Origin of the sequence: Lysinibacillus sp. FSL P4-0201 (assembly GCF_038593425.1) — a bacterium.
Lineage (GTDB): Bacteria > Bacillota > Bacilli > Bacillales_A > Planococcaceae > Lysinibacillus > Lysinibacillus capsici.
In genome coordinates, this window is sequence record NZ_CP151995.1 from 3901699 (window position 1) to 3914688 (window position 12990).

Annotated in this window: 14 protein-coding genes; 7 read left to right on the forward strand and 7 right to left on the reverse strand. The window is 36.3% G+C overall.

All coding sequences use genetic code 11. The annotated features are described in order from the left end of the window. Positions 1–61: 61 nt before the first annotated feature. The 3 genes from MKY76_RS19670 to MKY76_RS19680 form a co-directional block, all read right to left on the reverse strand. Entirely contained in the window at positions 62–724 is a 663-nt protein-coding gene (locus MKY76_RS19670) for a ribonuclease H family protein (protein ID WP_048391789.1), read from the reverse strand. A gap of 141 nt (positions 725–865) precedes the next feature. Further along, positions 866–1213 (reverse strand): YlbF family regulator, encoded by a 348-nt coding sequence (locus MKY76_RS19675; RefSeq protein WP_112116645.1) that lies wholly within the window; start codon positions 1211–1213, stop codon positions 866–868. Positions 1214–1228: 15 nt separating this feature from the next. After that, positions 1229–2371: a DUF445 family protein gene (locus MKY76_RS19680; RefSeq protein ID WP_288585655.1), complete on the reverse strand. Its 1143-nt coding sequence runs from the start codon at positions 2369–2371 to the stop codon at positions 1229–1231. A 208-nt stretch (positions 2372–2579) separates the two neighbouring features. On the opposite strand from MKY76_RS19680, the gene MKY76_RS19685 reads away from it, so the two are divergent. From MKY76_RS19685 to MKY76_RS19700, 4 genes are all read left to right on the forward strand, one after another. Further along, on the forward strand, positions 2580–2783 hold the full coding sequence (locus MKY76_RS19685; RefSeq protein ID WP_048391848.1) for a YheE family protein: 204 nt from the start codon (positions 2580–2582) through the stop codon (positions 2781–2783). Between the two features lie 171 nt (positions 2784–2954). After that, positions 2955–3371: a hypothetical protein gene (locus MKY76_RS19690; RefSeq protein WP_048391793.1), complete on the forward strand. Its 417-nt coding sequence runs from the start codon at positions 2955–2957 to the stop codon at positions 3369–3371. 428 nt (positions 3372–3799) lie between these two features. Continuing rightward, positions 3800–5119, forward strand: coding sequence for a hemolysin family protein (locus MKY76_RS19695; protein ID WP_004230815.1), 1320 nt, complete (start codon positions 3800–3802; stop codon positions 5117–5119). A gap of 191 nt (positions 5120–5310) precedes the next feature. Beyond that, on the forward strand, positions 5311–6213 hold the full coding sequence (locus tag MKY76_RS19700) for a cation diffusion facilitator family transporter (protein ID WP_103118809.1): 903 nt from the start codon (positions 5311–5313) through the stop codon (positions 6211–6213). A gap of 17 nt (positions 6214–6230) precedes the next feature. Here the strand turns inward: MKY76_RS19700 and MKY76_RS19705 are convergent, their stop codons facing one another. Continuing rightward, entirely contained in the window at positions 6231–6968 is a 738-nt protein-coding gene (locus tag MKY76_RS19705) for an effector binding domain-containing protein (protein WP_328013132.1), read from the reverse strand. Positions 6969–7033: 65 nt separating this feature from the next. Then, complete coding sequence (locus MKY76_RS19710; protein ID WP_112116648.1) at positions 7034–7960, reverse strand: YafY family protein; 927 nt, start codon at positions 7958–7960, stop codon at positions 7034–7036. A 555-nt stretch (positions 7961–8515) separates the two neighbouring features. Here MKY76_RS19710 and MKY76_RS19715 point away from each other — a divergent pair. Next, positions 8516–9637, forward strand: a complete 1122-nt coding sequence (locus MKY76_RS19715; protein WP_342557061.1) for a response regulator — start codon at positions 8516–8518, stop codon at positions 9635–9637. Between the two features lie 48 nt (positions 9638–9685). On the opposite strand, the gene MKY76_RS19720 is transcribed toward MKY76_RS19715, so the two are convergent. Further along, positions 9686–10333 carry a response regulator transcription factor gene (locus MKY76_RS19720; protein WP_066038286.1) on the reverse strand — a complete coding sequence of 216 codons (648 nt, stop codon included), beginning with the start codon at positions 10331–10333 and terminating at the stop codon, positions 9686–9688. Positions 10334–10345: 12 nt separating this feature from the next. Next, on the reverse strand, positions 10346–11461 hold the full coding sequence (locus MKY76_RS19725; protein WP_054548662.1) for a GAF domain-containing sensor histidine kinase: 1116 nt from the start codon (positions 11459–11461) through the stop codon (positions 10346–10348). A 188-nt stretch (positions 11462–11649) separates the two neighbouring features. On the opposite strand from MKY76_RS19725, the gene MKY76_RS19730 reads away from it, so the two are divergent. Continuing rightward, on the forward strand, positions 11650–12075 hold the full coding sequence (locus MKY76_RS19730; RefSeq protein WP_103118813.1) for a disulfide oxidoreductase: 426 nt from the start codon (positions 11650–11652) through the stop codon (positions 12073–12075). Positions 12076–12129: 54 nt separating this feature from the next. Then, entirely contained in the window at positions 12130–12969 is an 840-nt protein-coding gene (locus MKY76_RS19735) for an RluA family pseudouridine synthase (protein WP_342557062.1), read from the forward strand. Positions 12970–12990: the final 21 nt, after the last annotated feature.

Consider the following 12990-nt stretch of genomic DNA (forward strand, 5'->3'; position numbering starts at 1 on the left):
TCAGTGCAAACCGAGGATTTTATGAGAAAGAGGTGGCAGTATCTACTGCCACCTCTTATTCCTATTCTTTAACAATCTCGCTCAAACCAGTAATATCGATGCCATTTAAAGCTTGAGTAGCAAGGCGATCAGCTTCCGAATTATCCTTACGTGAAACAAGCTGGTATTCGGCTTGAATGTGAAGTTGCTCCAGCTTAGCATCAATTTTATCTGCCCAGCTTGCTAGTTCTTTTTCCAATGCTGGCCATTCCCCATTCAGCTGATTGATGACCACTTGTGAATCTCCTATAATACGCACAGGCAAATGGTGGACATTTAAAAGTTCTAGCTCTACTAAGGCTAAATAAAGCGCTGCATACTCTGCCTCGTTATTTGATTTCAATTCAGACGAAAAGGCATTCCTTCTCAATCGTAAAGGTTTACCATTTTGTTCGTAATAAATGGCGCAGCCTAGTCCTGCTTGCCTTGTCCCACGATCAAAACCTCCATCAAAATAGAGCGTAATATTATGAGGCTCTGTATCAATTTCCTTTAAATATGCTTTTAGCTCTTTAAGTGACCAATTTGTATCTTGCCGATCCATACAATGTAGCGATTTTACCCTTCCCGTTCTTTCCATATCCTCTGCAAGTAAAAGTGCTTGAGCTGCAGGCATTTCAGCGGAACGTAAAACTGTTGTTGCTCCTTTTGGTGTTTTATAGGTCCATTCAATGATGACATGCATATTCATAACCTCCCATACTCTTTAACTGGTACATAAAGCAAAAACGTGTACCGACCAATAGCGGATACACGTTTTCCTCTCACTTGTTATATGTGCAATTCCTAGAAAAATTATTCCTTTTTAAATTGCGATTATCACCTATTATTGAATTCCTTCATATAAACCTTGGATAGGTTTTATTAAAATGCGATTTACTTCTTCGATTACTTTACTTACCTTCATTTCTGCCTCAAGCATCGTTGAAATTTTTTCATTTTGCTGTGCAAGCTGTGCCGCTTTTTGTGCATAGACAAGCTCATCCTCCAAAATATCCTCACCAGCTAATTGCTTTTTCTGTAATTCGATTTGGATTTTACGGAAGTTTTTAAAGACATTTAATGCATCTTCGTCATTTTTAACAACTTCAACAGCAGCTTTTAACGCTTCAAATTCTGGAATCTTACGGAAAGTTGCTTCTAACGCATTAATGTCATTATAAATATTAATCATTCATACAATCTCCTTTTAAATAAAGTAAACAATCAAGCCTTGCACAATCCCAATCAATCCACCAAGCACTGCACCTAATACAGTAATCATTTTAAACTCACGTTTTGAAATACCTAATACAAGCTCCTCTAATTTCTCTACTGGGAATGAATCAACCTGCTCTCGCACAACCTCTTGTAAGTTTAAACGTTTTAGTACATCCTCAAGTTTTTCCTCTGCCTTCACAAAAGCTTTTTCTATAGCTTGTGGAATCACGGTATACTTCGCCCAGTCATTTCCTTCTGGCCAATAATAAGAAATCGGTTGATTTAAACGTTCAGAGATTGCTAATTGTTCTTTCACGTACACTTGTAATTTCGATAAAATGGGGTCAAATTGAACATCTTGCAAAAAGTCCATAGCTGGTCGATCTTTAAGTTTTTCCCATTCCTGTGAAAATATTTTTGTTAGTAATGTTGTTGTTCCTGGTGCTTGTAAAAACTTCACAAGCTCACGTTGAACTTTCCCAACTAATGAAGAGGAATCACCTAAGAACATATTGATCATGCCGCCTAGAGACCCTTTTGATGATAAAAAGTCATCAATCATTGCCTTAATCGTCATTTCACCTTCTGGTGATAAAAAATAATCCTCGCCTTTTTCTAAAATGTGCTGAACTGCTACTGGAATTTTAGCATCAATTGTATTTTGGATATCATCTGATAGCAGCGTACGAATTGATTTTGTTGATAGTGTATTCTTTACCGACGAAAATTGTCCCTCAACAATTGCTTCAACCTTCTGTTCAATGGTAGTAGGTAGATGAGCAAACCCAGCTAAGTTTAGCCAATCCTGAATTGTTTTGTCGTTTGTAAAGATTGTTTCTTCAACTTTTAATTGCACAAAGTGTTCTACTTTGTCTTGAATATCCTTAGAGAAAAACTTTTTTCTAAATGTTTCAGGCGTTAGTAAATAATTTACTACTGTAAGACCCAGCTGTTTAGCTAATTCATCACGTCGTTTGGGTATAAGCCCTGGTGTAAACGGTACACGCCAATTTTTAATATATATCGCTTTATATGGACGAAAAAGCATTTTAATGGCTAAGTGATTTGTAACGCCCCCAATTGCAGCCCCAATGATAGCCATAAAAAGTAATGTCACTATAAAATTATCCATTAGTATCCTCTCATTTCAATTGTATTCAAGATTGGCGTATTTTGTCGCCTTCTGCACTCATTATAGCAGAGCAATGATTTTCAACGAAAGAAATACCCCTTTAGAATTTCAATCTCATCCTATTTACTTCTATGAAAAGTGAATAGTTGCAAAAATACCTTTATACTTGAATAATATGACTACATACTTTAAGAAGCGAGGTTTGATGATGATTCAACATTTCAGTTTTAAACCACTATTTGAAAACACGCAACTACCTGGGTGGTCTATTTCGTTTTTTTATCAACGAGAACGATACCAAGCGGAATATTTAAAGGACGGTACGATTGAGTGGATAGGAGCCATTCCATCAGACGAGGAGGTTGTTAAAAAAATGATACATGAACTTATGCTGTTTCATGTATACGATTGAATTTGATAGTCAATTTTTCGTTGTGATCCCGTATAAAAATACCTATATTTACTATTAATAGCACGCCATTTAAGCTAATTATGTTGAATCCTGTTGAAATTTGTATATTTTTCTTATACATTTATGATATCAGCTTAATAGTAAATGTTTTTTATGCAGGGGGCCATTTCAATGAGTAAAGTCACACTTTCGGATGACTTAAATAGCTATAATTCAAAAGCGTTAATTCGTGTAAAAGTAAAAGAATTTTTTTCAGAATTTTCCGCTAAAATATTCGAATTAGTGGATGAAGCGGGTGCTGTTAATAGTAAGAAATTCGAGGAACTTTCTGGCTATAAAAGCGACTTTTACAATGAGTATTGCAGTCAACTAAAGGGCTTCTTTGATTCTTCTACTAGCTCTTTCGGCAAGAAATCGATTAAAACGTTCTATTTAACGTATAATAACAAGAACTATGTTTTAACACAGCAAGGCATAACGGAAAAAGCACCTGTATCTATCGCTCCGTTTACAGGTGAAATACCTTTAAAGGAAACGGTTCATGATGTTGAAAAAGCGTGTTTAAAATTACGCTTCCAGCAAGAATAAATAGGTCAAACATTTAGAAAGGGGGAGTCTCAAATGATGATTGAGACTCCCCCCTTTCTATAAAAAATAATTCATTTAAAAAAATCCGCAAGCTAAAGCACTCTTGAGATTTTTGACGTGTCGTATTATATGAGATGCAAAATGCTTCTTTCCCTAAACAAACTATCTTTGATCTTTCTAAAGTTAGCATATAGCCATGGTAATTACAATGTTTTGGTATTTGAATCTAGTTGCATTTTTTCAAAAGATCCATGAAAAACAAGTGAAAAAGTTGTTGTCAATATTTGTGTTTTTCTTTTAAATAATTTATGATTGAAACATCCAACAATTTTTTAAATCATAGGAGGTGTACACTTTGTTTACTTCCCTCATTCGGGCGGGAACAAAGGAATTATTTGGACGGAGACATATTGGAGATAACCATTAGGTTGGCGGCATTCGCCCTACTAATTATAATGACTGGATTTTTCGTTGCAACTGAATTTGCAATCGTAAAAGTGAGATCTACCCGCATTGATCAATTGCTCGCGGAAGGGCATAAAAAAGCGAAAAATGCAAAACGTGTTGTTTCAGATTTAGATGAGTACTTATCTGCATGCCAGTTAGGTATTACCATCACTGCACTTGGTTTAGGTTGGTTAGGTGAACCTACATTTGAAATCATTTTACACCCAGTGTTTGAATTTCTAAATTTGAATGGTAGTATTACATCTATCCTTTCATTCATACTTGCATTCTCAATCGTTACGTTTATGCATGTTGTTATTGGGGAATTGGCGCCAAAAACATTAGCCATCCAAAAAGCAGAATTTGTCACATTAAACTTTTCTGGCCCATTAATTATCTTCCACAATATTACGTATCCCATCATTAAGCTATTAAATGGCTCTGCCCGTGGTTTAACAGGTCTTTTCGGCTTAAAAATGATGTCAGAATCAGAAGTTGCTCATACAGAGGAAGAGCTGCGTATGATTTTGTCGGATAGTTTAAAAGGTGGAGAAATTAATAACTCAGAATATGAATATGTTAACAGTATTTTCGAGTTCTCTGATCGTCTTGCAAAAGAAATTATGGTTCCTCGAACTGAAATTGTCGGCATAGAAAAAGAGCTAACAATTAAAGAAGTGTTTGATTTAATGGGTGTTGAGCAATATACTCGTTATCCAATTCTGGATGGAGATAAAGATCATATTATTGGATTAGTTAACATGAAGCATTTATTAACCGCTTACATTAAAGATCCTAAAAATGGTGATAAGCCAGTCATTGATTATATGCAACCTATTATTCGAGTGATGGAAACAACGCAAATTAACGATCTATTACTAAAAATTCAACGTGAACGTATTCATATGGCCATTTTAATGGATGAATATGGCGGAACATCTGGTTTAGTGACGATTGAAGATATTATTGAGGAAATTGTCGGCGATATTCAAGATGAATTTGATGAAGACGAAATCCCGGAAGTACAAGAAATTGCAGAAAATCATTTTATTTTAGATGCTAAGATGCTTCTTGAAAATGTAAATGATATGCTTGGTACTGACATAGAAGATGATGATATTGATACTATCGGTGGTTGGTTCATGACGAAGCGTTTTGATGCAGTCGAAGGTGACAGTATTGAAGAGCAAGGTTTTGAATTTATCGCAAAAGAATTAGATGGTCACCATATTTTATACTTAGAAGTTCTGAAATTACCTAACAGTGATTTATCAAATGAATATGACGCAGTCATTGACTAAAATTGAATTGATTTACCATACTTGTCGTGGTACTATTAGAAGCACGCTTGTATAATCTAGGCTATAAATATGGTCTTTTTTTCACACCTTATATAGGTGGGAGCAACGACTGTAATAAATAGATGAAACGACTCCCTTTTTAAAAGGGGGTCGTTTTCTAATGTCCGAAAGTTTTGCGAGGAGGAAACAAAATGGAGCTCTATACAAATTTACGTCAAGGGGAAAAAGGTGCATGGCTATCCATTGGTACATATCTAATACTAAGCTCTGCTAAGCTTACAATAGGCTACATTGGTACATCTGAGGCCCTAAAAGCAGATGGTTTAAATAACACAACTGATATCATTGCTTCCATCGCGGTACTGGTTGGTTTACGCATTGCCCAAAGACCACCTGATTCCAACCACCAATACGGACATTTACGAGCTGAGACTGTTGCCTCTTTAGTCGCATCGTTCATTATGCTTGTTGTCGGTCTCCAAGTATTAGTTAGTTCCCTAAAAAGCTTGTGGGAGCCCACTGGTACAACACCTTCACTATTAACAGCCTATGTAGCAATAGGTAGTGCAGTTGTCATGTATGTGGTTTATCGCTATAATTTGGCACTATCAAAGAAAATTAAGAGTGCCGCTGTTAAAGCTGCTGCCTTTGACAATCGCTCTGATGCACTTGTCAGCATCGGTACAGCCATTGGTATTTTTGGAGCCATTTTCGGCTTTCCGATCATTGATTCACTTACAGCTCTCATTGTTGCCTTTTTAATTATTAAAACAGCAGTAGAAATTTTTTGGGAAGCTGTTCAAAGTCTTACAGATGCATTTGATATTGATGAAGTTGAAACGTTATCGGTCTTAATCCGTAACGTGGACGGGGTAATGGAGCTTTTAGACTTTAAAGGACGTGCCCATGGCAATATGTATTTCATCGACGTAACTGTCACAGTAGATCCTTATTTAAATGTCTTTGAAAGTCATCGCATAACCGAAGAAATCGAACATACCATTATGCGTGAAAATCGCTTTTGTCAGGTTCTTGTGCATATTGAGCCATATATCATTCCTCCGCAAAACGAAGAAAAGTCTCCTACCAGTTGATTGGTAGGAGACTTTTCTTATTTAATAGCTATATAAATATCCACTTGTGATTCATGTGGATTAGCGCATCGTTCATCATACAGTTCAAAGTCGCCTGTATATGTTCGTTCAACTTTAGAATTTGCAAACCATGCCCAAATCTCTTGCCAAGTTTGGATGACAACTTCAGGCATCGTGCCTTTATCTGATGTAAATACTAGATACTTAGCTGCTGGAATCATTTTAACTACTAAATCTGTTGGAATGTCATCATTATTTACTTCTACTCCTAGTGTAAGAGTATAATTACCATTCACATCCGTTTCATAGTCTGAATACAAACCAAAGACATGGCCATTTTTTCGTTCGGCTATTTGGCCCGCAATATTTTGCTGATAAAAGTCATCCCATAATTGTGGAATTTTAGCATGCTCTGTTATTTCATTTGCATTACTTGTTTGAGTTGAAATACCTACGATGTTAAATGCGGTTAATTCAACTACTTTTGGTTCCTTCCCTTCACTTTTTCTCCATCGCTTCAAACTTGGCAAAAAGGAAGTCAGCATATTCCGTGCCTCATTTTCTGGCATACCACCTTCCTTAAGATGCGGTACACAAATTTCGATCATTTCTTCTACTGTTAACTGGGGTTGTTTAAACTTGCCTCCCTCGTAACAATATATACAATACTCCAGAATTTTGTCCCCATCTTTTTCAGTACCCAATAATGCCTCTTCTACTAAAGGCATACCGCAGCTTTGACAATAGCTTTGCATCGTCATTCCACCTTTCGCTTTATTTGTACTTACTATAGCAAAGGAAACCTGACAACTGTCTGTCATCAATTATCTAGATTTTTATATAATTGAACAATTTCTAAAGCTCGTTTTTGAATAATATCTCTTATATAAAGTGGTTCCATAATTTTAATGCGATGCCCAAAGCTTAACAAGAAACCATAAAGCCATTCATCTTCGGGTATAGATATATGAATCATAGATTGTTCATGGTCTATATGTTCTGCACCAAAGGATTCCTCCACTAATGTTGTAATGTCTTTATCAAAAGAAATGACTAAATCGACTACGTTTTGTGGTCGATGCCATTCTTTACCCCAAGGGAGTTCACTTAAATTCACTTCCTTACGCTCAAAGGTAGAATCAGCTTGAAGCAAATGTTTCATTCTCGCAAGCTTAAATAAACGAAAGTCCTTTCTTAATGTACAATAGCCATACAAATACCATATCTTCCCTTTTTGAACAATTGTATGTGGTTCGACTATTCGGCTTGTTTGTTCACCATAAGTAGTAGAATAATGAAAGCTTATGCAACGATTATTCTCTATAGCTGTCTTGAGCGTCGTAATAAGCTCTTTAAAGAGAGCGTTTGGTCCCCATGGACTAAGATCAACAAATAGATGGTCCATCGATTGTTTTACATGATCATCAGCAATACTCGTTATTTTCTCGAGCACGGCTTCAGCGTGGGAATCTTCATAGGTAGTCAAAGCACTTTTAATCGCAATAGAAAGTGACGTGAGCTCATCCTTCGTCAACACTTGCTTATCAACACGATAACCATCGATTAAACTAATGCCACCATTTACACCTTGCTGACTAATAACAGGTACACCAGCACAGCTCAATGTTTCAATATCTCGATAAATGGTACGAATCGAAACATTAAATAACTCTGCTAATTCCTGTGCCTTAACCTTTTTACGGTTGATTAATATCATCGTCATGGTTAGAAGTCTTTCTAATTTCATGGTAAAATCTCCTTTCTTGCCATCCCATTATTCCTATATATACTTCTATTTTAATTAATAACCTATCTTTTTAAGTATTTTTTAAGTACTTTTTGAGTATTTTTTAAGACAAATGTACTATAATAACGCCTAATTATTGTTACAACAATTATACTATTTTAACAATAAAAGAAAAAACAAGGCTTATGCCCATATGCAACTTTCATTAACAATACTATGTTGTTTCATTTTTGTATAAGAATAGTTTGATTTTAACGCCTAAGCAATTATTTCAATTCTCTTAACACAAACTAAAAAACTTTTATCTTCTATATAATGAACGGCGAAATTTTCTTTGAATGGATTTGACGCGATGTGACAAACACATCGGGATTCATTGACTCTCACCCGTGAAAGAACTACACCATAAATTGCTTTTTTCTGGCATCAAATTTTTAATAGAAAAGTTGAGTGATTTTCACTTTTCTTGCCCTTCACTATATATAGGAAGCCTTTTCACCCAAAATGAACTAGAGTTTAATGTTTTTAATTTAATTGTATAAAGGAGAGTTTGATGTGATTCGAGCCGTTTTAATAGACAATGAACCGTTAGCTTTACACTATTTTCAAAATAAACTACATGCCTTTCAACAAATACAGGTGATGCAAACCTTTACAAGCGTAGAAGTATTTCTGAATGAACTACCAACTATGGAATTTGAGGCTATCTTTTTAGAAGTAAAACTTCAAGAATTATCAGGACTTGAAGTTGCTGATATTATCAAAACGGAACGCCCACAAGTCAGTGTAATTTTCATTACCGCCTATCATGAATTTGCATTACAAGCCTATGAAATTGGCAGTCTCGACTATGTATTAAAGCCTATCAGTCATGCCCGTTTAGAAAAAACTGTAGCCCGTATTGAGCATGAATTTTCCATTCAGCAAATGCTTCAACAGGATACACAAACTGTCTTAAATGTACAATGCTTCGATCAATTTGCCGTCTATAGTAACAATAGTTTAGTGGCATTTAAAACAGAAAAGACAAAAGAATTGTTTGCTTATTTTATTTTGCATCCAAATATACCGATTCATCGAGATTATTTAATTGAAATTCTATGGCCAGATTTAGATTATGTACGAGCCAAATCAAATCTTCATACAGCTCTATCTTATTTAAGGAAAACTCTAAATACAATTGGCTACGAAAACTGTATTGTCTTTTCAAATAAATACTATATCTTCGAAAAGCCAAATATCGTATGTGATTTATACGATTTTCAAAAACTTCATGAGGATTTTTCAAGACTTGAATTTCCTTCTATTTCTTTGATTAATCAATGTCTTTCTATTTATAAGAATGGCTTATTTGTTTTTGATGATTATGAATGGTCAACTGCCTATAAAGATAAATTAATGAAATCATACATAGAGCTATTAGAAAAAGGGTTTCAAACAACGGTCTTTTCAGATACTGAAAGAGCTATGGAATTTTTACATGCATTAATAGAGTATGATCCCTATAATGAACAAAAACTTGAGCACTATTTATATACGTTAATACAGGCAGGGCTTCATGAACAGGCACTCAAAATTTTCCAAACATATACGCAAAGACTAGAGGAAGATTTAGCACTAACACCTAGCTCTACATTATTAGAGATATCTAAAAAATTATTTGTTCAACATAAATAATGTAAAAAACGGCGAGTGCTTCTATGTGAGTAGAAGCTCGCCGTTTATTTATATCCCACTACCTTCAGTTAGCCCGTGTTTAACAGCATACAGCGCTGCCTGTGTACGGTCTTGTACTTGTAGCTTTGTAAAAATATTCGAAATATGGGTTTTCACTGTCTTTTCTGTGACAAATAGTGAGGATGCAATTTCCCGATTACTCTTTCCTTTTGTAAGCTCTGCTAGCACATCCTGTTCACGAGGTGTCAGCGGATTTATTAAATGGGGTGCATTCTGAGACTCCTGGCGATCCATTTCAAGCGTTGACGTTGCTTCAGGATGTAGAGTGTTTTCACCACGCATAATACGACGAATGGATAAGACCAATTCATCTGGCTCAATATCTTTTAACTGATAGCCTGCCGCTCCTGCCTCCATTGCTGGAACCACATGATCTCGATCAGAAAAGCTAGTGAGCATTAAAATTTCTATTTGTGGAAACTTCGCTTTGATGCGTTTAGTCGCCTGGATGCCATCCATTTCAGGCATGACTAAATCCATTAAAATAATATCTGGTTGAATGCTTTCTGCTAATGCAACAGCTTCGTGCCCATTTTTGGCCTCTCCAACAACCTCAATATCCTTTTGTGTCTTTAAGAAAAACAGTAGTCCTCTACGCACCACGTGATGATCGTCTGCAATTAATACACGTATCATGTCCTCTCCCCCTTAATATGGCAAGCGGATTAGCAGCTCCGTACCTTTGCCAATTTCACTTACCCAGTCGGCAGTTCCACCAACTGATTTTGCACGATCCTTGATAGATTGTAAGCCCATTGAAAGCAACTTTGTATTGTTGTCAATGACAAAGCCCCGTCCCTCATCACGAATAACCAACAAAATATCTGTTGATGTAACAGTAATATACAATGCTGCCTCTAATACACCTGCATGGCGACGTACATTATTTAACGCCTCTTGGGCTACGCGAAATAATGTTTCTTCAATACGTGAGGGAAATTGCAATACGCCTGAAACCGTAACATGTAGTTTTAAGCCAAGCATTTCAGCGTATACTTTCATGGCCTCAAGTAAACCATTTTCCAATCCTTTAGGTCGCAATTGCCAAATTAACGCACGCATCTCTGTAAGTGCATCTTGTGTTAAATGCTGAATCTCTTTAAATGTTTCTTTCACTTCGCAATCATCCGTCATTTCAATGCCAGCCCTAGCTGTTAACGTAACCGAGAATAGTAGTTGATTAACTGAATCGTGTAAATCACGAGCTAGGCGATTACGTTCCTTCACAAGTGCCATTTCCTGCTCCTGCTTTGTCAATAAAATTCGCTTAATAGCTGACCCCATCTGAAAGGCAACTGATTCTAATAAAGCAAGCTCCTCCTCTGAAAAGCGTACTGTATCCTTAGATGCGACATTTAATACGCCAAAACGTTCTTGTCCAGATTGAAGGGGTACTGTCGCATGATGTGTGATTCCTTCATGATCCCCAACATTTGCAGCTATGGCACTTTCAATACGCTGACACTCGATAATATTGGAGGCTTTTTTTAGCTCTTCATTACGATAACGCGATACACACCAACAACCGCCCTTTTTTAAATAATGGCAATTGTTATATTCCAATGCCTCTGGTAGATTTTCATGGACAACAAGTTCTGAACGCCCCTTTGCATCAATAAAAAAAATCCAGCCTGTTTCAAAATTGGTGCCATTTAAAAATTTGATGAGCGCACCTTTTAGCATTGTGACAATTTCAGTTTCTTCATTTAATAGTTCAGCAATCTCTTTTAAAATACTGATATTGGAATGCTCATTCTCCCTCACGAAAACACCTCTTCTTTAGCATTACTATTGTTAATGATACCATTAAGCTATTGAAAGCGTCTGCTTCCACCGTTCATACTTTAGACTGAAATTCATCACATACCTTATTTTGTGTAAGTTGATTTACATATAAAACTAGAACCACTATAATCGAACAAGGACATGGTTTTATGAAGGGAAGATTGAATATGTCTAAAAAAGAAGAAAATGGCTTATTATTTATTTGGATTGTTTCTGCTATAGCAACACTAGGTTCGTTATATTTTTCTGAGATTCGTCATTATGAACCTTGTAAATTATGTTGGATTCAACGTATTTTTATGTACCCAATTGTTATAATGACGACAGTAGCATTTATACAAAAAAATGCACGTATTGCTGTCACAACAGCTGTATTTTCTGTGGTTGGCGGCTGTATTTCACTTTACCATTACGGAATTCAAAAGCTTAGCTATTTAGCTGAAAATGCTCCTTCCTGTGGCGCAGTTTCTTGTACAGGACAATATATTAATTGGTTAGGCTTTATTACTATTCCGTTTTTAGCATTAACTGCATTTATTTTAATCGCAGGGGCAAGCTTTTATTTAATCAAAGCTTCTAAAGCTGCAAAATAATCGGAAGACCGTGTTCTACCTTTGGAATACGGTTTTTTCTACGGAGGAAGATCTATGTTTCATTATGAAATTGCTGAAGATAACTTAAGTGTGGAAGAATTGCTACGTAATCATTGGCGACTCGGTAAAAAACTCGTTCATGAATTGCGTATGGCCAAAGCCATCACATTGGCAAATGATGAGCTGGTTCAATGGAATACACCTTTACAAACTGGAACAATAATCAAATTTACGTTTCCTGTTCCAACTTCTAGCTACAAACCAACACCTGTATGTGCTATTGATGTAGTCTATGAGGATGACCATTGTTTAATCGTATCAAAGCCAAAAGGTATGGCAACACATCCTAATGATGCTCGTGATACACATACATGTATGAACCATGTCATGGCACATATCAAAGAACAGGGTGGCATTTATGCTGAACATGTTCATCGTCTTGATAAAGGGACACAGGGCTTATTACTAGTAGCAAAGCACCCTTTAGCAAAGTCCATTTTCGATCGAATGATTGAGGAAAAAACCATTATTCGTACGTATGCAGCAGAGGTGCAAGGTAACTTACGAACGTCTTCTGGAACGATTGCTGAACCAATTGGCAAAGACAGACACCATGCCACAAGACGTGTTGTGTCCAAAACTGGGCAGCATGCTGTAACACACTATGAAGTGGTGGCGCGTTACAAAAATTCCTGTGTCGTTCATCTCATACTTGAGACTGGGCGAACACATCAGATCCGTGTGCATTTAGCCTATATTGGCCATCCAATTATTGGGGATACAATGTATGGTGCACGAGAAGCAGTAAGTGATGACTACGAACTACATGCCATTCAATTAGAATTTGACCATCCTTTTTTAAATAAACGTATTATCGTCAAGGACGAGCAATAAGAAAAATCCCGCCTCTATAGG